The sequence below is a fragment of the Neisseria sp. CP9 genome, assembly GCF_047758525.1.
GTDB lineage: Bacteria > Pseudomonadota > Gammaproteobacteria > Burkholderiales > Neisseriaceae > Neisseria.
The window spans coordinates 74890-95296 of record NZ_CP180502.1; the positions used below are offsets into that span (position 1 = coordinate 74890).

Below are 20407 nucleotides of genomic sequence, written 5' to 3' on the forward strand. Positions count from 1 at the left end.
CCAAACTACGCTCGCTTATTTTGAATGTCCTGCACACCATAACGGCAATACATCGTAAGCCGAAATATATAGTGGATTAAAATAAAAATGAGACAAGGCGGCAACGCCCGCCGTGTACGGGTAGTACATAAAGGCGTTGGCAACGCCGTATCATTGCAATTTTAATCCACTATAGTAAACTTGCCGCCGGTTTCCCTTCCTCCTTCCCGCCATGTTTCCCATTATCCCCACCGACCGCGCCGCTGCCGAATGGCGCAACGAAAGCACGCAGAAGCCGCCCAAACAGGCGGTTTATGTGCATGAAAGCAATGCCGCCGATATTCTGAAAAACGCCCACGCCCAAACGGCAACCGTTTGGACGGGCGATTTCCACAACGCCAAGCAAGTGTTGGCGGCGATGAAAAAACGCGTCCGCAGGCCGTCTGAAAAAACAAAAAACACGCTTGCCGATATTCAGACGACCTTCCACACCCACCGCATGAAACAGGCGCAGCAAAGCCGTGTGTTGAACATGCTTGCCGTCGAAATCGGCGCGGGTTTTCAGTTAAGCAACCCGCGCGCGCCCGACGTCCGCGCCGCCCTTGCCGATGTGTACGCCGAGCCAAACGACACGCCGTTTTTACTGCCGCTTAACCAGCTTTTGGGCTTTATCGGCGCACACGAATGGCACAAAAAAGGCATAGACATTCCGCAGCTTGGCGGCAAAATCCATGTTCCCTTCGGCGTGTTCTCACCCCTGCGCGGCGAATATTTGGACTTAATCGCCCAAGCGCCGTTGAATCCCCATATTCAGACGGCGTTCGACATCGGCACAGGCTCCGGCGTTATCGCCGCCATCCTCGCCAAACGCGGCATTCCCGACATCACCGCCACCGACACCAACCCCAAAGCCATCGCCTGCGCAACCGCCAACCTCGCCCGCTTGGGGCTGGACAAACAAGTCGCCGTCAAAGCTGTCGATTTATTTCCCGAAGGACGCGCCGACCTGATCGTCTGCAACCCGCCGTGGCTGCCCGCCAAACCGACTTCTGCCGTCGAAACCGCCCTCTACGACCCCGACAACGCCATGCTGACCGCCTTTTTAAACGGCGTGCGGCAACATTTAAACCCGCAAGGTGAAGCGTGGTTAATCATTTCCGACTTGGCGGAACATCTACACCTGCGCGACCGCGATTTTCTGGAACAATGTTTTCAGACGACCTCTTTAGAAGTGGCCGATATTCTGAAAACCAAACCGCGCCACCGCAAAGCCGCCGACGAATCCGACCCGCTCGCCTTCGCCCGCAATCGGGAAACCACATATCTCTATCGTTTGAAAGCGAAGTCCTGATATACAATTAGGTCGTCTGAAACCCGTTTCCGCCATTCCCATGCAACTGATCAAATACCTCCAATCCCAAGGCATAGGTAGCCGCAAACAATGCCAGTGGCTGATTCAAAACGACTGTGTCGAAATCAACGATACGATCCGCAACGACACCAAAGCCGATATCGATCCCGCCGAAGTCCAAACGCTGCGCATAGACGGAGAAGACATCGTCGTCGTGCCCATGCCCTATTTTTATATCCTGCTCAACAAGCCTGCCGATTACGAAACCTCGCACAAACCGCAGCAATACCCCAGCGTTTTCAGCCTTTTCCCCGACCATATGCGCAATATCGACATGCAGGCAGTCGGCAGGCTGGATGCGGATACGACGGGCGTTTTGCTGATTACCAACGACGGGCAGTTCAACCACCGCGTTACCTCGCCGAAACACAAAGTGCCCAAAATCTACCGCGTTACCCTGAAGCATCCTGCGGACGACAGCTTGTGTGAAACGCTGAAAAACGGCGTCCTGCTGCACGACGACAACGAAACCGTCCACGCAGCCGAAGCCGTTTTGGAAAACCCGACCACCCTGCTGATGACCATTACCGAAGGCAAATATCATCAAGTCAAACGCATGATCGCCGCCGCCGGCAACCGCGTCGAACACCTCCATCGGGACGAATTTAACGGACGAACGGTAGAAAATTTAGCCTCAGGGGAGTGGAAATTCATCACAGTTTGAAAATTTTGAAGTTTTTTCAAAAAAATTTTAACCATTATGGTTTTTTTATTTGTTTTAAAACATGATGATATGATTGTTAAGATGTCATTAACCAAACTTAACGTCATCATTCGTGAACTATTATATAATTCGCGTGTCTGAGTAACACTTGCTTCGAGAGAAGTGAGTAAGTGAGTAAGACGTTTTCCCCGTAATGTGTTTGGCCATCTATACTTTTCCCCTTAGTATAGATGGTTTTTTTTATCTGCGATTTTCTCAATCCCCTTCCCCAGTATCATTTGAACCGTCTCCCTGCATCCTATTGAATTCCCGTTCAGACGACCTTATCATCAACCCATTCCCACTTTATCCGCAGAAACACCATGCAAAATATCCAAGACTATGTCCGCCGCACTGCGTCCGCCGCCAAGCAGGCTTCCTATATTGTCGCTGCCACCGAGACCGCGCAAAAAAACGCCGCGCTCCTGCGCACTGCCGAACTCATCAAACACCATCAAACCGCCATCCTCGCTGCCAACGCCCAAGACATGGAACAGGCCGCGCAGAAAGGTTTGAACGACGCCCTGCTCGACCGCCTGCGGCTGACCGAAAAAACCATAGACGCCATGTGCGAAGGTTTACGCCAGATTGCCGCCCTGCCCGACCCCGTCGGCGAAATGGACGAATTCCGCACCCGCGAAAACGGCCTGCAAATCGGCAAAATGCGCGTACCGCTGGGCGTTGTCGGCATCATTTACGAATCCCGCCCCAACGTAACCGTCGATGCCGCCGCCCTCTGCCTCAAGTCCGGCAACGCCTGCGTCCTGCGCGGCGGCAGCGAAGCCTTCAACAGCAATATGGCGCTTTCCAAACTGATTACGCAGGCGTTAGTTGAAAACGGCCTGCCCGCAGCAGCCGTCAGCCTGATTGAAAATACCGACCGCGAAAGCGTCGGCGCCATGCTGCAAAGCCCAGAGTTTATCGACGTCATCATCCCGCGCGGCGGCAAATCGCTGGTTTCCCGCATCGCCGCCGAAGCCCGCGTGCCCGTCATCAAACACCTCGACGGCATCTGCCACGTCTATATCGACCGCGCCGCCGACGCCGACAAAGCCGTCAACATCGCCTTCAACGCCAAAACCTCGCGCTACGGCACCTGCAACACCATGGAAACCCTGCTCGTCCACCAAAGCCGCGCCGCCGAAATCCTGCCCGTATTGGCGGAGAAATACACCGCCCGCGACGTCGAGCTGCGCGGCTGCCCGCGTACCCTTTCCATCCTGCCACACATTCAGACGGCCTCCGAAGAAGACTGGGACACCGAATACCTCGCCCCCATCCTCTCCGTCAAAATCGTCGACAGCCTCGAAGAAGCCGTCGCCCACATCAACACCCACGGCAGCCACCACACCGACAGCATCGTCACCGAATCCTACACTGACGCCCGTACCTTCCTGCGCACGGTCGACAGCGCCAGCGTCATGGTCAATGCCTCCACCCGCTTCGCCGATGGTTTCGAGTACGGCCTCGGTGCGGAAATCGGCATTTCCACCGACAAAATCCACGTCCGCGGCCCCGTCGGTCTGCACGGGCTGACTTCGCAGAAATGGATTGTGTTGGGCGACGGGCAGGTTCGGTCGTAATCCATCGCTTTCTTGAGTGATAAAACGACAAAAGGTCGTCTGAAAAACAGTTTTCAGACGACCTTTTTGATCGTTGACTATCAATCCAACTTCCGTTTGGAAGTCAGCTATTTATCTTAAGTAAATTGTCTAAATGAATCCAATTTTTCCATCTTAAATCATTGTTAAATTGGTTAGGGTAACGAATACCATTCCGAATATCTTCAAACGATAGTGATGAATCTTTTTCCAATTCTTCTGCAATATAGGCTGGTTGTATTCGGGATAAATGCAGATAAACAAATTTATTCAGCTCTACAATCGAAGCAAACCATTTTTGTTGGAAATTCAGAATTTGATTAATTTCGTTTTGAATGAAATTTTCTCTATCCTGTTTAGGAAGCATTATTTGGAAATATTTCACTAAAGCCCTATCTAGGACACTTCTAGCAATTGAGTAAGAATTCCCAAAATTCCAACCTTCCCATTTATCATAAGCTAATTTACATAAATACCGAACCCTATGCTCATCGGCATGATCGAAAAAATATGCCAAACATTCTTTGATAGTTGCCTCATTTTGATTTAATTGCAAACTGTCAATATAGATGCGGATTTTCTCATCGGTAGCATTACTCAAAAATGCACCGAATCCTAGCTGTAAAGAAGGGTATCTGACCGGATATTGGTTAAAAATATAAATCCATTCATCAGGGCAATTTTGCCAAATACCTGACAATTCGATTTGCTCGTCTTTCATCTCGTTTCTAGATAAATGATCTAATCTAAGCAGCAAAAGAAATTTTGCTAACTTATTGGTTGTTTGTAATGAAAAAGGTTGGCGATATTTTTCTGGTAGCAAAGCAAGCCAATATAAAAGATTACAAACGTTCGTTTCTTGATTAATCAGTAACAAGATCTCATCGCTATGATTTTCAGATATAAATGAATATGATTGATGAAAATTCCGAGATAGTTTTTCATATAGTGCTTCTAACTGCCACCAACTTTCTTCAAGATTTTTCCATTGTTTATTTTCCAAGTTTTCTAATAGAGCATCTATCATCTCATTATCATTAATTGATGCATTCTGGAGAGTAGACAACTCAATTTCCAGATGAGATAAATATCTCATCGCTAAATTTTTAGAGGATTGAGAGAAAATAATTCCTTCTTCGTAGCTGATTGCCCAAAATTTAGGAAGAAGACAAGTCAATTCAAAAGCTATCTTTTGATCTTTCTCACTAGGATGCTCATCTTGCAAAATGTTAATCAGCCATGAAATACTTTCTATCAACGTATTTTTCTTATCTATATCATCAATATAAATAACTGCATCTTGATAGTCGAAGCTTGATGGATAGAAATTATCCTGATATTGCCAAAAATGGGATTTATCATCCCATTTCCAACTAGCAAAATCAAAATGCTCATCAAAGAATGAAAATATTCCATCAGGAACGCTGACATCATACTCATGAGATTGAGCGAGGCAAAGTATTTGGGCAGTAGTTAATTGTTGTTGGATTTCCATATAATATTATCCTCATCATTAATTGATTGTTCCCACATTTCTTCAAAGGCATCAGCAATAATCTGTCCATCTTCAACTTCTTGAATTATATGAAAGCTGTTTCCTAGACTATTCACCGATGTTCCCAATGACCAAGCTCTAACAGGTTTATCTATTGCTTGTGGAAAAATAATAAAACGGTCATGAAAATCCCCGTCCTTAGAGCAGTCAGCATTGACAAAGGTCAGATCCAATTGGCTAGCTTGAAGAATTGCTTGGTTAATTTTGTTTGCAAAGTCGGCTTTATAAGATGATGTTTTATTTTCTTGTGGAGCAATTTTTAAGCCTGTTAGTGCTTTGATTGGCGAATCATCATGCGGGTTAAAAAATACGGTTTCCAATAAATCTTGCGCATTCAAATAGGGATCCCAAAGATAAATACCATTTTTCCCATATTTTTTAATCAACTCTCTAATAAAATCCAAGGCCTCTTGGCGCATACCCCGCTTAAATGGTCTCAAACTTAGAGAATTTTGCAAATCATGTTTTCTTTTTTTTAGCAATCTGTCAGTAACCCAGTCTCGATAATCTTTGACATGGTTACCAATATGATTTTTTGATGTTTGAGCAACAATATCAATTTTTTGCTTAGTTTTATCTGGTAATTTGGATATTCTCTGAATTTGTTCTTGCATACTTATAGAAAAATTTACCTGCTCCAAAAAAAACGTTATTTCACCACCAGCACAAATTATCTGATTACTTTCATCCCAAATTGTATAATACCCTCCCCCATTAATTTGCTGAAATGGAATGATATTTCTCCCCTCAACTAATGGAATTTTCTGAAAATCAATCATACTGCCATGTTTTTCCCTCCAAAAAATACCTGAAAAGTTTATCTCTCCTGAGAAATGGGGGCTAACTGCTAAATTAGATAATAACTGATGGCTTTGTTTATCTTTTCTTTCTATTGAAAACGCCACGGCAGCACAAGGAATTTGCACGATGATATTGCCCAATCTATCAGAATGAGTACTGATTTTAATGGGTAAGTATTTCTGTAGCTCTCCAGAAAGCTCATCCAAGGCAGCAAGATTTTCTATCAGTGGCGTAACATATTCTTTGCTTTCGTCAAACCATTCAAAAAGATGTGAACCACCAAAAAAGTTATTCTTGAGCAAACCTAAAAACTCATTTTTTCCTCGCTCTAAGGCCGGAACATAAACTGGAGGAATAGCTTTTAAATGACCATAACAAAGTTTATTGCCATTATCTTCATTTGCCTCTGTAGTAACTAAATCAGAAATGATATTGACAAAACCTTCTATAGAAACAATTCTTTTAAAAACTCCAAATTTTAGAGATTTATCAGCCTTTAACTTAATAAGTTTTGGTGTAATTTTCTCTTTCTCTGTCAAAGGCAAATCTGTTTCATGAGCAACTGCTAGTGAGAAAATATTAAAAGGCGGGTTACTATCTTTTATGCCAATCACTTCAAAAAGCTCAATACATTTAAAATTACCGATAGACGGTATTGCTGATATTTTTTCCATCGATTCAATAGTCATTTAATTTCTCCATACGAAATATCTGAAAAATTCTAAATCATTTCGTTTCCATCAAAATCTTAACTTACAAAACTTGAAATAGTTCACAATTTTGACTATTACCACCTTGATGCTATTTTACTATATTTAAAATTAAAAACCCTAAAAAACACTGCACTTTGTCGCTATCAGATGTCTTTCTTTCACTAAAGCATTTCAATTACCTACAAAATTAAATTAAAAAATAAACGACTGATTTTTATATAAACTATTTAAAAAAAGAAAAATCAGCCTGCACTCCAATTTTCAAGTCTAGGCTGATTTCTAGCTTTAAAAAACTCCATATTCAGGCAACTCCGAACAGTCGAGGATAGTCTAAAAAATCTAGAATAGAGCCATAAAGGTAGTCAAACATTATTAATACTAAAACAATCCGAAACCTAAACTACTAATTCTCATAAATTATCTAAGACAGATACCTTCACTTCAAACATACTGCTGGAAAGCAAAATTTGGCTTGGATGATAACAGTTACTCACATTAGTATGAAATGATACTGGCGAACTATTATGAAAAGGTCGTCTGAAAAACAGTTTTCAGACGACCTTTTTTGCTGCAACAGCAAATCTTGTCGCTGTTTCTTAGTTTTGCGGAAACGCAATATCAGCATACGGCTGTCATCAAACCAAACTATTCCATTATAATCATTCAAATTTCCATAACGGCTTAACCTCAATCCGATACGACGATTTTGAGTTCGATGTATCCGCGCTCAGTATCTGCGCCCAAGAGGTCGTCTGAAACCACCCCGATTCCGATAAATCATCAAAAGGAAACCAGCATAATGTCGGACAAACCCGCTCTGAAGGACGAAAAACCGCGCAAGCCGTACCTTACACTGCTCTTTACCGTTTATGCCTTGTGTTACGGCGTTTTACTCGTGTTTCTCACCGTTCAGCTTACCGTAGCTTCCGGCGGGGTGGCAGCTTTTTTTGCCTCTATGCTCCATTTCGGTATTTTCGGACTGGTGTTCGGCAGTCTGGCTAGTGTGGCTGCAATAATTAACGGTTTACTCTATATGCTTGGCTATATGCTGGTTTGGGGCATACTGACCGGTATGGCGATGACGCAGCTTCGTTTGCGTAGGAACTTGAAGCATATCTTGACCGCCATGCTCATCGGCTTTGTCTGTTCCTACATAAGCACGATATTGTTTGCGCTGTTTTTGTCAAAAGATATAGAGATGCTGTTTAATTTTTATTTCGAAGGATTAACGATATTCAGCCTATTGAATGCGTTTGCCGTTATTCCCTTTGGGCTGGTGTTTTTACCTAGTGAAAGCGGGTATAAACGGGAGCGGGAAATTGCCGTGAAAACCGTGAAGGCGGGCATTCATGCGGGGCAAGTCATTTTTGAACATGCCACTGAAAAAAAAAGGCGTTTTTTCTTACCGCTGGTGGATTCCGCTTGCTTTTGCTTTGGCAGGCACACCGATTTTCCTGACTTGCGCCTTCCTGATGCAGCCGGACTCCGCCTTCCCCGACACACAAGCTTGGAGCGCACACTTTATCCCGATGACTTTCTTTGGCTTTGCCGCCATGGTGGCAAGCGGTTTGACGGCAATGCTGATGCGTCTGCGTAAAGACCAAAAAGGCATTTTGAGCGGCCTTGCCCTATCGTCTGCCTACTTCGGTGTTATGGTTTATCTGCCGCCCATCAAGAATCCCGATTTGAACCCCTACGCCCATTTGCTCAACCCGTATTGGCTGCTGGCGGCTTGGCTGATATCGGTCGGCGTCTGCATTTGGTTGTCGTTTAAGAAAGTAGATGGCGGCAATAGCTCATAAAACTGATGAGGGGTCGTCTGAAATACCTTTCAGACGACCCCTTTGCCCATTTTATTGCCGCCATCTTTCTTGTCCAAATACACACAAATCTTTCCCAATTTGAAACAATCCCCTGATTTTGTTATTATTCCTTCAAACAAAGAAATAATCATCATCCATTTTGTCTCACCCGGCCCTCATTACGGCTCATTCATCTGTGCGTTTTTACTCTCTTTTTCCCTTGTTTTTCATCCGGCAGGACGGTTTAAACGCTATTCGTTTTTTGTCTGCGTTTTATAGTGGATTACCAAAAATCGGGAAAGTCTCGGACCCTGTCCGACAGACCATGTTTTATTCCTAGTTTTTGTTAATCAACCATATACAGCCTTGCGCCCGCGTCCGCCTGCCTCACCATCCCAAAGGAGGTCAAGGTTTGTCTTTATTTCATTTCTTACGCAACCGCTCTTCGTTCAATCCCTTCGTTGTTTCCGTTACGCTGTCCTTCGTGCTGCTGGTCATCGGCATCGCACTTTTGATTCCGCAGCAGGCAGAAACCGTCCTCAATGCCGCCAAAACGGGCATTTTCAAAAACTTCAGTTGGTTTTACATCTTGGCGTTTTCAGCCTTCTTCTTCTTCCTGCTCGCACTTTCGGTCAGCAGCTTCGGCAACATCAAACTGGGCAGCAACGAAGAAGAGCCTGAATTTAGCTTTTGGTCTTGGCTCGCCATGCTGTTCGCGGCGGGTATGGGCGTTGGGTTGATGTTTTTCGGCGTCGCCGAACCGCTCACCCACTATCTGTCCCCAATTACCGAAGGAGGCAGCGGCGCAAGGCAGCAGGATGCGTTGCTCCACACCCTCTTCCACTGGGGCGTACATGCCTGGTCGGTTTACGCCGCCATGGCGTTGGCGCTCGCCTATTTCGCCTTCCGCTACAAGCTCCCGCTTTCCCTGCGTTCCTGCTTTTATCCGCTGCTAAAAGAGAAAATCGACGGTAAGGCGGGCGACATCATCGACATCCTCGCGCTGGTCGCCACCCTGTTCGGTATCATTACCACGCTCGGCTTCGGCGCGACGCAGTTGGGTGCGGGCTTGGCACAAATCGGCTGGATAAGCGAAAACACTTTTTCCGTACAAACCATCGTGATTTTCGCCGTCATGGGTTTGGCGGTCGCCTCCGCCGCCTCCGGCATAGGCAAAGGCGTCAAAATATTGAGCGAGATGAACTTGACCCTTGCCTTCGTACTGATGGTCTTCGTCCTCGCTACCGGCCCGACCCTCCACCTGCTCTCCGCCTTCAACGACAACCTCGGCACTTACCTGAGCAACCTCGTACAACTCAGTTTCAAAACGTACAGCTACGAACAAAACCATACCGAATGGTTCGGCGGCTGGACCATCTTATACTGGGCATGGTGGTGTTCTTGGGCGCCTTTCGTCGGACTCTTCATCGCCCGCATCTCGCGCGGACGCACCATACGCGAATTCATTTTCGGCGTTTTGGCGGTTCCCTCCCTGTTCTGCGTCATCTGGTTCACCATCTTCGGCGACACCGCCATCTGGATTAACGACCACACCGCAGCAGGCGCATTGGGCGCATTGACCGGCACGCCTGAAAAACTCCTCTTCCGCTTCCTCGAATACCTGCCGCTGCCGACCATTACCGGATTCGTCAGCCTCACGGTCATCGCCCTCTTCTTCATTACCTCCGCCGACTCCGGCATTTACGTCCTCAACAACATCGCCTCCCGCGACAAAAGCCTGACCGCCCCGCGCTGGCAGGCAGTAATGTGGGGGTTGTTGATGTCTGCCGCTGCCATCGTCCTCTTGCGCTTCGGCGGGCTGCCCACCCTGCAAACCATGACCCTCATCGTTGCCCTGCCTTTCGCCATGCTCATGCTGGTCATGTGCCTCAGCCTCATGCGCGGACTAAACGCCGACCACAAATACTTCAGCACTGCCGTTACCGCCTCCAGCGTCTATTGGAGCGGCGACAACTGGCAGGACAGGCTCGAGCGTATGCTGAACCAAACGCAGGAACAAGACATTCTAAAATTCCTCAAAACCACCGCCCTGCCCGCCATGCGCGAACTGGGCGAGGAACTGTCCGACAAATACGGCCTGAGCGTCGACATCCAAACCCACTTCGACCGCGAAGAGCCTGCCGTCGAATTCACCATCCACAAAGAGTCCCTGCGCGACTTCATGTACGGCATTAAAACCATCAAGCGCGAAGTGTCCGAACAGCTTATCAAAGACGGCCACCTCCCGCACATCCGCCACAACGTAACCTACGAGCCCTACACCTACTTCTTCGACGGCCGCAGCGGCTACGACGTGCAATACATGAACCGCCGCGAACTCATCGCCGACATCCTCAAGCAGTACGAGCGTTACCTCAACCTCCTGACCGATGTCGGACAAGAACTCATGTCGCACCAGCAAACCGAATTGGCAGAATAAGTTTTTGTTAAACAGGTGGTAACCAAGGTCGTCTGAAAACAGATTTCCCGTTTTCAGACGACCTTTCTTCATGTATTCAAACAAACCACACGTTCCATCCACAACCCAACCGTAGCGTGGGCTTTGCCCACGAAAAACACCGCCCAATCTATTATCTTTAAAAAAAAACAAATAAAAACGTCGTCTGAAACGGGTTTCCCATTTTCAGACGACCTTTCTCCATGCGTTCAAATCAAACCACACGTTCCATCCACAATCCAACTGTAGCGTGGGCTTTGCCCACGAAAAACCACCGTCCAATCCATTTTTAAAAAAACCAAATAAAAAACGTCGTCTGAAAACCCAAAATCCGGTTTTTCAGACGACCCCTTTTTCCATAACCCGTAACACCAATCCGCCCCACACAAAGCACTCTTTCATTACCCGACTGCCTTAACCCGACTTAGGCCGTCTGAAAAAAAGACCGAAACCGAGTACAATCCGCCACATGAAAAAACGCTCCAATCCCCTCCCGCTTTTAAACGGCGTCAAACCCAGCTATTTGGTTCTGCCGCACGAAAAACCGTTTTACGGCCTGCCCCTGTTGCATTTCCTCTGCATCCGCTTCCCCTTTGTCGGCGAAGACAACTGGCGCAGGCGTTTGAACAGCGGCTTCGTCGTCGATGCAGACGGTGCGCCGTTTGACGAACACACGCTGTTCGAGCCGGGCAAAACCATGTTTTATTACCGCGAAACCAGCAGCGACAACGAACCCATCATTCCGTTTGAAGAAAAAATCCTGCACATCGACGACCATCTGATTGTCGTTGACAAACCGCATTTTCTGCCCGTTATTCCCAGCGGACGTTTTTTGCGCGAAACCCTGCTCACCCGCCTGCGCCTGCGGCCGGAATTGCAGCATTTGAACGTAGCAGACATTACGCCGGCCCACCGTTTGGACAAAGATACGGCGGGCGTGATGCTGCTGTCGCACAATCCTGCCACGCGCCGCGATTATCAAACGATGTTTCAGGAAAAAAGCGTCCGTAAAACCTATCACGCCGTCGCGCCGACGCGGACGGATTTGGTATATCCGTTGGACGTAGTTTCGCGCATGGTGCGCGGGGAACGGTTTTTCACGACGCAGGAAACCGAAGGCGAGCCGAACGCCCATACAACGGTCGAATTGCTTGAAAACCGCGGCGAATTCAGCCTCTACCGGCTGACGCCGCATACGGGGAAAAAACACCAGCTTCGGGTGCATATGATGCGTTTGGGTATGCCGCTGCTAAACGACGCGCTTTATCCCACCCCTTTGGCGGCGGGGGATGAAGATTATGAAAAACCTTTGAAACTACTGGCAAAACGCATTGAATTTACCGACCCGATCAGCGGAGAAGAACGGATGTTTGAAAGCGGATTTGAGTTATAAAGACTTTGCCGTCGTCCTGTTCACATCCAAAACAAAGGTCGTCTGAAAACCATTTTCAGACGACCTTTACACATCAACTCAGCTTATTTCGAACTGCTGCCGAACAAGCCTTTGAACCACAATACGATATCATCCCACATCCGTCTGAACCAGCTGCCTTCTTCAACGGAATGGAGTGCGACGACGTTTTTCTCGGTAATGACTTTGCCGTCTTTGACGATTTTGAGTTTGCCCAAGCTTTGACCTTTTCGTATCGGAGCGACAACAGGCTGGACGGTTTCTAAAATCGGTTTGATGTTTTGTCCGGCATCGTGAGGAATCGTGATGTATACGTCTTCGAGGAAGCCGACGTTCACCGATTTGCTGCTGCCTTTATAAACTTTGACCTTGGAAATGATTTCGCCGCCGTTGTAGAGCTTGGGCGTGTCGAATGCCTGCAATGCCCAGTTGAGCAATTTGCCGCTTTCGGACGCGCGGGCTTCGGTGGAATCGGTACCGACAACAATGGAAACGATGCGTCTGCCGTTGCGTTTGCTGGACGCGGCAAGGTTGTAGCCTACGCTTTCGGAATGTCCTGCCTTCAGGCCGTCCACGCTGGAGTCGCGGTAGAGCAAAAGGTTGCGGTTGGGCTGTTCGACATTGTTGTATTTGAAGGATTTAATCGAAAATACAGGATAGTATTTCGAATAATCGTGTATCAGCGCGGCGGACAAAATGGCTAAATCGCCGACGGTGGAAACGTGGCCTTCGGCAGCCAATCCGGTCGGGTTTTTAAAGTGGGTTTTGGTCATGCCCAAACGCTTGGCTTCTTCGTTCATTTGTTGGACGAACACATCCACCGAGCCTCCTCCCATGGCTTCGGCAAGCGTAGTGGCGGCATCGTTGCCGGATTGGACAATCATGCCTTTAATCAAATCACTCACGCTGGCGGGGACTTTGGGATTGAGGAACATCCGCGAGCCTTCGATTTTCCAGCCTGCGTCAGACACGGTCAGCATTTGGTCGGCGCGCAATGTGCCGTTTTCCAAAGCCTTGAACGTGAGGTAGGCGGTCATCATTTTGGTCAGCGAAGCCGGTTCGATCTGCGTGTCGATATTGTTAGAGGCAAGCACTTGATGGCTGTGCAAATCGGTAACAATGTATGCGGCGGCGGCAATGGCAGGCGGCGCATCGGGGCTGTTGATGCTGGGCATCATGGCTTCGGGCTGGGACGCGGCGGCAGGAGCCGGCTCGGAAGCGGCAACTGCGGGAGCTGCGTTGTTTTTAGCCGCTTGCGGCGCGGCTTGCGCGGCGGTAATCATCATCGCCGCGATCAATACGGATAATGTTTTTTTCATTGGAATGTGGTGCGGAAATAGAAATAAAAACAACTGCGTTGTGCGGTTTGGCGCAAAAGGCTGTCATTATACCGCCGCATCTTCGCTTTGCTAAGATTTTTCTTGATTTCAGACGACCTCGCGGGTATGGTTTTACCTTTCCGCCGTTTTGTTGACAAAGTTTGACGCGGACGGCGGACACTCCTTTCGAAAATAATCCTCCGGCACACAAAACCATGAACAACCGCCCATCTTATTCCGATTACCTCATCCGCATCCTGACCGCCTCCGTTTACGACGTTGCCGTCGAGACCCCGCTCGAACCCGCCATCGGGCTGTCAGGTCGTCTGAACAACAACGTCCTGCTCAAACGCGAAGACCTGCAACCCGTGTTTTCCTTCAAAATCCGCGGCGCGTACAACAAAATGGCGAAGCTGCCAAAAGAAGCACTCGCCTGCGGCGTGATCGCTGCCAGCGCGGGCAACCACGCACAAGGCGTCGCACTTTCGGCACAGCGTCTAGGCTGCCGCGCCGTCATCGTCATGCCCGAAACCACGCCCCAAATCAAAATCGACGCCGTCAAAAGCCGCGGCGGCGAAGTCGTCCTCAAAGGCGTTTCCTACAACGATGCCTATGATTACGCGATGGAATTGGCAGAAAAAGAAAAACTGACCTACATCGCCCCATTTGACGACCCCGACGTGATTGCAGGACAAGGCACGGTCGGCATGGAAATCGTTCGCCAGCGTCCCGACGACATCCACGCCATCTTCGTCCCCATCGGCGGTGGCGGACTGGCGGCAGGCGTTGCCGCGTTCGTCAAACAAGTCCGACCGAGCATCAAAGTCATCGGCGTGCAAACACACGACTCCTGTTGCATGAAACAATCCGTCGAAGCCGGAAAAGTCGTCAGCCTCAAAGACGTCGGACTCTTCTCCGACGGCACTGCCGTCAAAGTCGTTGGCGACGAAACCTTCCGCCTCTGCCGCGATCTCTTGGACGACATCATCACCGTCGACACCGACGCCATCTGCGGCGCCATCAAAGACATCTTCGACGACACCCGCAGCATCACCGAACCCGCCGGCGCGCTCGCCCTTGCCGGCTTGAAAACCTATGCCACCCGCAACCGCATCCAAAACCAAACCCTCGTCGCCGTCACCAGCGGCGCCAACATGAATTTCCACCGCCTGCGCCACGTCTCCGAACGCAGCGAATTGGGCGAAGGCAACGAAGGTATTTTCGCCGTTACCATCCCCGAAGAGCGCGGCAGCTTCCTCAAATTCGTCAACCTGCTCGGCAGCCGCAACATCACCGAGTTCAACTACCGCTACGGCGACGACCAAAAAGCCCACATCTTCGTCGGTCTGCAAACCGCAGGTTCCCAAGACCTTGCCGTCATCAGCCGCCAACTGACCGAAGCCGGACTGCCCAATGTCGACCTGACCGACGACGAAATCTCCAAAATCCACATCCGTTATATGGTCGGCGGACGCACAACAAAAGTTGCCCACGAACGCTTAATCAGCTTCGAGTTCCCCGAACGCCCCGGCGCACTCGCCCGCTTCCTCAACCATATGCAGGGCGGCTGGAACATTACCCTTTTCCACTACCGCAACCACGGCGCCGACTACGGCCGCATCCTCGTCGGCATCGATGTCCCGTCCACTGACGATGAAGCATTCGAAGACTTCCTCGAAAGCCTCGGTTACAGCTATCAGGACGAAACCCAAAACGCCGCATACCGCCTGTTCCTTGCTTGATTGGAAGGGAAAAATAAAGGTCGTCTGAAACCCTGTTTGATGGTTTCAGACGACCTTTATGATTTGCACAGACTTGGTTTACAAATAAATTTCTACAAAAAAGGAAATACAGGCTGCAACTTGCCATACCAACTACGCAGCTTGATTTTCACACACAATGACTGCTTCCAGCCCCACCGATGATGAAATATAGTAAAAATCATATGACTCATGCCGTCTTTGTTCTACATAAAAACTGATGGATGGAAACCACTCAATCAACCATTCAGGACATGATTGATTGTGATAGGTCTGAATATCAAAAATAACATTCTGCGTACCGATATTATCAAAATCAAAAAACACTACATCCTGAAAATCCAATATTGAATCATCGTCGAGGAAAAATTTTAGGATTTGTTTTTTTTCCTTATAAACATAGCCGATAATTTCTGCGTCGTGGTAATCCTTATCAAAGTTTTTCATACTCTCCTCACTAACCTAAAGCTATACGTGCATCTTCCGAAAAAACTGATTTATCTTCAATTAGCTGCTTAAGATACAATTTAATGAAAGGCAGTTTCCGATGAAATGTCAAAACTTGGAGTGCAGCACTGCTTATTAACTCATTTTCATTTTTCTTGATGACATTCATTGCAAACTCTGCTTCCTTAACAGTTATTGGCGCTCTTTTTAAAATACTCAGCGCCTCAATCCTAAGATAAATATCCTCATCAAGACTCCCAACAAAATCAATTATTTTTTCAAAAATATAACTATAATCAAATTCGCCTATATACACCCTCAAGATACTGAATGCTTCATGGCGGGCAATATCGGATTCTTTTGAACTTAGACCGATATCCAAAAGAAAATTCGCCAACTCCTCAGACATATCCTCATCAACGTAATTTTGTAGAAATTCTTCTTTCTCACTATCATTCCTAAGTTTTTGATAGGATGATTTAAATTCTGCACCATTCATAATAATGATCTCAAAAATATTTTTTGAATTTAATTTTAGTCCCAATTTGGTCAGTTCATCAGACGCATATTTAAATTGCAGAGGATACTCAACGCAATCCACTATACCGCCCCATTTTTTGGGATTCAACCTTTGTTTTCAGACGACCTTCCCATCTCGTTTAGCTTCTGCCCTATAATACCGACCACAAATTTTTACCGTTCCCCTAAGGACAAATCATGAGCAATTACACCCGCACCTCGCGCGCTGCCGACAGCCTGCGCGACATCAAAATTACCCCGCACTTTCTGCCGCACGCCGACGGTTCGTGTCTGATCGAATGCGGCAACACCAAAGTTATCTGTACCGCTTCCATCGACGAAAACATCCCGCCGTTCCTTCGCGGCAAGGGTCAGGGTTGGGTTACTGCCGAATACGGAATGTTGCCCGCTTCCACTGCCTCGCGTATGCGCCGTGAAGCCGCGGCGGGCAAACAGTCGGGGCGCACCCAAGAAATCCAGCGCCTGATCGGGCGCTCGCTACGCGCCGTCGTGGATATGGAAAAACTCGGCGAACGCCAAATCCTGATTGACTGCGACGTGATTCAGGCAGACGGCGGAACGCGCACCGCGTCTATTACCGGCGCATTCGTCGCCCTGCAAATTGCGGTCAACAAGCTGCTTTCAGACGACCTCATCAGCGAAAATCCCATCCGCGAAGCCGTTGCCGCCGTATCCGCAGGCGTAGTAAACGGCGTGCCGCTTTTGGATTTGGATTACCCCGAAGACTCCGGCTGCGACAGCGACGTCAACATCGTTATGACCGCTTCGGGCAAAATCATCGAAATCCAAGGCACGGCGGAAGGCGCGCTGTTCAGCTTGGACGAATTGGGCAAACTGATTGCGCTGGCGCAGAAAGGCATTGCCGAGTTGACGGCACACCAGCAAAACGCCCTGTCCTCTTAAGCAAATTATATAATCTATTGAAATAAAATATTTTTCTTAAAAACCAACCTTATTAAAAGCAGATTCAAGGTAAAACCCGTCAAGGTTTAAACACCTTACGGGCGTCTCTACCCCGAATCTGCTTTTTTTTCATCTTAAATCAATTCATTGCTTGAAATTGAGTGTCGAAAAAAGGGCAATCAGCATGCCCTGCCCAACCTGCTTTTTATCTCTGAAAATTTAAAAAAAGCCTGCTTATCCAATACGATATTTATGACAAAAGATTTCAAAATCCGCCCCAAGCTCTGACGAGCGGTTCTAAAACGAGATTAGCGTTAGTTGTATAAATTCAAACACTTATTTAAAATATATGGTTCGCTTCGACTTGCCAAACCTATATTCGGGGCATCTGAATAATAAAAATTTCAAGGAACACTTATGCCGTTGCTGTCGATTGAATTCGCGGTATTTTTTATTGCTTTTTTGCCTATTTATTGGGCATTTGTCCGTATGCCGTCGGTGCAGAATGTTTTGCTTCTGCTGGCTGGGATGGGCTGGCTGTATCACTTGAATCCCATCTTTGCCGCCATAATTACCTGCTATTCGTCCTGCGTGCATTTGCTCGGTCTGTTGATGTCGTCTGAAAACGAAAACGTACGGAAATTCTGGCTGGGCTTCGGCGTAGCGACTGCTTTGGCAGTATTGTGTTTCTTCAAATATTTCGACTTTTTCCGCCCGTTTATCCGCCAGTACACGGGACAGAGCGAGATTGTCGATATCTTGATGCCTTTGGGGCTGTCTTATTACACGTTTCAATCTTTGGCTTATTTGGTGTACTGCTGCCGCCATCCGATGGGCGACCGCTTTGCGTGGCATGAGTTGCTGCTGCATTTGAGCTTTTTCCCGACGATTACTTCCGGGCCGATTATCCGTGCGGCGGCGTTTAAAAGCATAGACGGCGAACAGGCGGGGGCTTTGGAACAGATTCGGACTGCCGAACCGCGCGCATTGGTGCGACCCGCGCTGGCGGTGTGCTTGATTTTGCTGGGTATTGCAAAGAAATGGTGGCTGGCGGGTGCGCTGGGAGACGGCTGGGTATCGCCCGTTTTCGAGAATCCCGCCCAGTTTGACGGCTGGGGCGTGTTGTCGGGGGTGTACGGCTATACTTTCCAGCTTTTCTTTGATTTTTCAGGCTATTCGGATTTGGTAATCGGGATGGCGATGCTGCTCGGTTTCCGCCTGCCGAAAAACTTTGCCGCTCCGCTGCGCGCGTTCAATATCCGCGACTTCTGGAACCGTTGGCACATCAGCCTTTCCACTTGGATACGCGACTATATTTATATCCCTTTAGGCGGCAGCAAACACGGCTTCGTCCTGACGCAGTTCAACTTGCTGCTGGCGATGGTGTTGTCGGGCGTTTGGCACGGCTACGGCTGGAATTTCCTGCTGTGGGGCGCGCTGCACGGCGTGGCATTAATTTTGCTCAACTGCGGCGACAAAATATTCGGTCGGGACGGCTCACGTCGTCTGAAAATCTTGCGTCCGCTTGCCTGGTTCGTCACTTTCCATTTTGTCTGCTTCACTTTCGTCGTGTTCAACACCGGCAGCCTCGCCGATACGCAGATGGTGTTTGATGCCTTATTCGCCAACGAAGCAGGTTGGGCTGCACCGAAACAGGCGGATGTCCTGCTGCTTGCCGCGTTCGGCCTGATGATTTTGCTCTACCCGTATTTGCTTCGCCTGTTTGACGGCGCAGTAGCGACGTTGGAAAAAATGCCGATGTGGCTGTGGTTTATACCGCTGACGCTGGTGTTGGTGTTGATTATCGTATTGGCGCCGTCGGGCATCCCGGGCTTTATTTACGCCGATTTTTAAAAGGACAATCAGAATATGAAACGCTTTATTTCCCTGTTTGCCTCCCTTTTGGTTTGCGCCTTTGACGCGGCGTGGTTCAGTCAAGATTCCATTAATGCCTATTGGCAGCAAACCTATCATCAGGCTTCACCGCTGGAGCCTTTGTCCGAATACGAATGGTGGCGCACGGGCGCGAAGCTGCAACAAGACGCATACGCCTTTTCAGACGACCTCAAAGCACGTTTGGCAGGACAGCCTGTGATTGCCGAACCGGAACCTCAAATCGCTGAAGACGACTGGTCGTCTGAACAAAATGCGCAGCTTAATGCGTCCGAACCGTACGAAAAAAACCGTCCCGCCGACGGACGTCAACCTCAAACGGCACAAAACGGTGGACAACCCGAAGCACATCACCTCCCTATTACGCCGCCCGCCAATATCGTTCTCGGACAAGGCGACAAAGTCTTTTTTGCCGGCGACTCGATGATGCAGGGCGTTGCACCTTTTGTAGAAAGAAGCCTGAAAAAACAATACGGCATCCAGTCGGTGAACCTAAGCAAACAAAGCACCGGATTGTCCTATCCCAAGTTTTTCGACTGGCCGAACACCATCGAACAAACGCTGAAACAACAAACCGACATCCGCCTTCTGGTCGTCTTCCTCGGCCCCAACGACCCGTGGGACTTCCCAAAAGGCAAAAAATACCTGAAATTCGCCTCGCCCGAATGGTCGGAAGAATACCTCAGCCGCGTCAACCGCATCCTGACCGCCGCCGAACAACACCATGTGCAAGTCATTTGGATGGGCATCCCTTATATGAAACAGGCAAAACTTAACAAGCAAATGCGATATCTCGACAAACTTTTAGCAGACGAGATCAGTCCAAAAGCCCTGTGGATACCGACCGACAAACTCCTCAGCAACGGCTCGGACACCTACGCCGACTCCGTCAACATCAATGGAAAAATCATCCGCTACCGCAGCAAAGACGGCATCCACTTCTCTGCTGAAGGACAAAAACTGCTCGCGGATAAAATCATGGAAAAAATCGTTTTTCAGACGACCCCTGAAATGAACGGCGAAGAACGCACGGAACAATTATCCGCACGTTAAGCCCGTATCGGCAGCAAAAGGACGGCGTTTTGTTTATCCGATGCCGTCTTTTTCGTTA

General features: G+C 48.4%; 16 protein-coding genes. 11 read left to right on the forward strand and 5 right to left on the reverse strand.

The features are described 5' to 3' along the window. The first annotated feature begins 211 nt into the window (after nucleotides 1–211). The 3 genes from ACMYUL_RS00305 to ACMYUL_RS00315 all read left to right on the forward strand — a co-directional run bounded on the left by ACMYUL_RS00305 (nucleotide 212) and on the right by ACMYUL_RS00315 (nucleotide 3676). Complete coding sequence (locus ACMYUL_RS00305; RefSeq protein ID WP_070514059.1) at nucleotides 212–1330, forward strand: methyltransferase; 1119 nt, start codon at nucleotides 212–214, stop codon at nucleotides 1328–1330. Between the two features lie 40 nt (nucleotides 1331–1370). Next, nucleotides 1371–2054: a 16S rRNA pseudouridine(516) synthase gene (locus ACMYUL_RS00310; protein WP_415771475.1), complete on the forward strand. Its 684-nt coding sequence runs from the start codon at nucleotides 1371–1373 to the stop codon at nucleotides 2052–2054. A gap of 362 nt (nucleotides 2055–2416) precedes the next feature. Then, a complete protein-coding gene (locus ACMYUL_RS00315) occupies nucleotides 2417–3676 on the forward strand; it encodes a glutamate-5-semialdehyde dehydrogenase (protein ID WP_415771477.1) in 1260 nt (419 codons plus the stop codon). A 103-nt stretch (nucleotides 3677–3779) separates the two neighbouring features. On the opposite strand, the gene ACMYUL_RS00320 is transcribed toward ACMYUL_RS00315, so the two are convergent. Together ACMYUL_RS00320 and ACMYUL_RS00325 are read right to left on the reverse strand one after the other, a co-directional pair. Further along, nucleotides 3780–5189 (reverse strand): hypothetical protein, encoded by a 1410-nt coding sequence (locus ACMYUL_RS00320; RefSeq protein ID WP_415771479.1) that lies wholly within the window; start codon nucleotides 5187–5189, stop codon nucleotides 3780–3782. Then, a complete protein-coding gene (locus ACMYUL_RS00325; protein WP_415771481.1) occupies nucleotides 5168–6739 on the reverse strand; it encodes a VPA1262 family N-terminal domain-containing protein in 1572 nt (523 codons plus the stop codon). The genes ACMYUL_RS00320 and ACMYUL_RS00325 overlap by 22 nt, the downstream gene beginning before the upstream one ends. Nucleotides 6740–7562: 823 nt before the next feature. On the opposite strand from ACMYUL_RS00325, the gene ACMYUL_RS00330 reads away from it, so the two are divergent. The 4 genes from ACMYUL_RS00330 (at nucleotide 7563) to ACMYUL_RS00345 (ending at nucleotide 12416) form a co-directional block, all read left to right on the forward strand. Next, complete coding sequence (locus ACMYUL_RS00330; protein ID WP_415771483.1) at nucleotides 7563–8360, forward strand: hypothetical protein; 798 nt, start codon at nucleotides 7563–7565, stop codon at nucleotides 8358–8360. Then, on the forward strand, nucleotides 8347–8565 hold the full coding sequence (locus tag ACMYUL_RS00335) for a hypothetical protein (RefSeq protein WP_415771485.1): 219 nt from the start codon (nucleotides 8347–8349) through the stop codon (nucleotides 8563–8565). Before ACMYUL_RS00330 ends, ACMYUL_RS00335 begins: the two co-directional genes overlap by 14 nt. A gap of 412 nt (nucleotides 8566–8977) precedes the next feature. Next, the gene (locus ACMYUL_RS00340) at nucleotides 8978–11005 is read left to right on the forward strand and encodes a BCCT family transporter (RefSeq protein ID WP_415771487.1); all 2028 of its coding nucleotides are present in this window, start codon (nucleotides 8978–8980) and stop codon (nucleotides 11003–11005) included. A 487-nt stretch (nucleotides 11006–11492) separates the two neighbouring features. Then, nucleotides 11493–12416 carry an RluA family pseudouridine synthase gene (locus ACMYUL_RS00345; RefSeq protein ID WP_070514054.1) on the forward strand — a complete coding sequence of 308 codons (924 nt, stop codon included), beginning with the start codon at nucleotides 11493–11495 and terminating at the stop codon, nucleotides 12414–12416. A gap of 83 nt (nucleotides 12417–12499) precedes the next feature. On the opposite strand, the gene ACMYUL_RS00350 is transcribed toward ACMYUL_RS00345, so the two are convergent. Next, the gene (locus ACMYUL_RS00350; protein WP_070514053.1) at nucleotides 12500–13753 is read right to left on the reverse strand and encodes a D-alanyl-D-alanine carboxypeptidase family protein; all 1254 of its coding nucleotides are present in this window, start codon (nucleotides 13751–13753) and stop codon (nucleotides 12500–12502) included. 215 nt (nucleotides 13754–13968) lie between these two features. Between ACMYUL_RS00350 and ilvA the strand changes: the two genes are divergently transcribed. Beyond that, on the forward strand, nucleotides 13969–15495 hold the full coding sequence (gene ilvA, locus ACMYUL_RS00355; RefSeq protein ID WP_070514052.1) for a threonine ammonia-lyase, biosynthetic: 1527 nt from the start codon (nucleotides 13969–13971) through the stop codon (nucleotides 15493–15495). A gap of 132 nt (nucleotides 15496–15627) precedes the next feature. Here the strand turns inward: ilvA and ACMYUL_RS00360 are convergent, their stop codons facing one another. Both ACMYUL_RS00360 and ACMYUL_RS00365 read right to left on the reverse strand, forming a co-directional pair. Next, nucleotides 15628–15960: a hypothetical protein gene (locus ACMYUL_RS00360; protein ID WP_070514051.1), complete on the reverse strand. Its 333-nt coding sequence runs from the start codon at nucleotides 15958–15960 to the stop codon at nucleotides 15628–15630. A 10-nt stretch (nucleotides 15961–15970) separates the two neighbouring features. Next, nucleotides 15971–16588 carry a hypothetical protein gene (locus ACMYUL_RS00365; RefSeq protein WP_246830428.1) on the reverse strand — a complete coding sequence of 206 codons (618 nt, stop codon included), beginning with the start codon at nucleotides 16586–16588 and terminating at the stop codon, nucleotides 15971–15973. Nucleotides 16589–16677: 89 nt separating this feature from the next. Here ACMYUL_RS00365 and rph point away from each other — a divergent pair, with 89 nt between their 5' ends. From rph to patB, 3 genes are all read left to right on the forward strand, one after another. Next, a complete protein-coding gene (gene rph / locus ACMYUL_RS00370) occupies nucleotides 16678–17403 on the forward strand; it encodes a ribonuclease PH (RefSeq protein ID WP_070514050.1) in 726 nt (241 codons plus the stop codon). Between the two features lie 417 nt (nucleotides 17404–17820). Further along, nucleotides 17821–19257, forward strand: coding sequence for an MBOAT family O-acyltransferase (locus ACMYUL_RS00375; RefSeq protein WP_009311342.1), 1437 nt, complete (start codon nucleotides 17821–17823; stop codon nucleotides 19255–19257). A gap of 15 nt (nucleotides 19258–19272) precedes the next feature. Further along, entirely contained in the window at nucleotides 19273–20349 is a 1077-nt protein-coding gene (patB, locus tag ACMYUL_RS00380) for a peptidoglycan O-acetyltransferase PatB (protein ID WP_415771492.1), read from the forward strand. Nucleotides 20350–20407 lie beyond the last annotated feature (58 nt).

Excerpts from the sequence above, each read along its gene's own strand:
- ACMYUL_RS00375 (WP_009311342.1), top strand. The coding sequence starts at position 17,821 with ATGCCGTTGCTGTCGATTGAATTCGCGGTATTTTTTATTGCTTTTTTG.
- ACMYUL_RS00310 (WP_415771475.1), top strand. The coding sequence starts at position 1,371 with ATGCAACTGATCAAATACCTCCAATCCCAAGGCATAGGTAGCCGCAAA.
- ACMYUL_RS00320 (WP_415771479.1), bottom strand. The coding sequence starts at position 5,189 with ATGGAAATCCAACAACAATTAACTACTGCCCAAATACTTTGCCTCGCT.
- ilvA (WP_070514052.1), top strand. The coding sequence starts at position 13,969 with ATGAACAACCGCCCATCTTATTCCGATTACCTCATCCGCATCCTGACC.
- ACMYUL_RS00350 (WP_070514053.1), bottom strand. The coding sequence starts at position 13,753 with ATGAAAAAAACATTATCCGTATTGATCGCGGCGATGATGATTACCGCC.
- ACMYUL_RS00325 (WP_415771481.1), bottom strand. The coding sequence starts at position 6,739 with ATGACTATTGAATCGATGGAAAAAATATCAGCAATACCGTCTATCGGT.
- rph (WP_070514050.1), top strand. The coding sequence starts at position 16,678 with ATGAGCAATTACACCCGCACCTCGCGCGCTGCCGACAGCCTGCGCGAC.
- patB (WP_415771492.1), top strand. The coding sequence starts at position 19,273 with ATGAAACGCTTTATTTCCCTGTTTGCCTCCCTTTTGGTTTGCGCCTTT.
- ACMYUL_RS00360 (WP_070514051.1), bottom strand. The coding sequence starts at position 15,960 with ATGAAAAACTTTGATAAGGATTACCACGACGCAGAAATTATCGGCTAT.
- ACMYUL_RS00330 (WP_415771483.1), top strand. The coding sequence starts at position 7,563 with ATGTCGGACAAACCCGCTCTGAAGGACGAAAAACCGCGCAAGCCGTAC.
- ACMYUL_RS00335 (WP_415771485.1), top strand. The coding sequence starts at position 8,347 with ATGCGTCTGCGTAAAGACCAAAAAGGCATTTTGAGCGGCCTTGCCCTA.
- ACMYUL_RS00315 (WP_415771477.1), top strand. The coding sequence starts at position 2,417 with ATGCAAAATATCCAAGACTATGTCCGCCGCACTGCGTCCGCCGCCAAG.
- ACMYUL_RS00345 (WP_070514054.1), top strand. The coding sequence starts at position 11,493 with ATGAAAAAACGCTCCAATCCCCTCCCGCTTTTAAACGGCGTCAAACCC.
- ACMYUL_RS00305 (WP_070514059.1), top strand. The coding sequence starts at position 212 with ATGTTTCCCATTATCCCCACCGACCGCGCCGCTGCCGAATGGCGCAAC.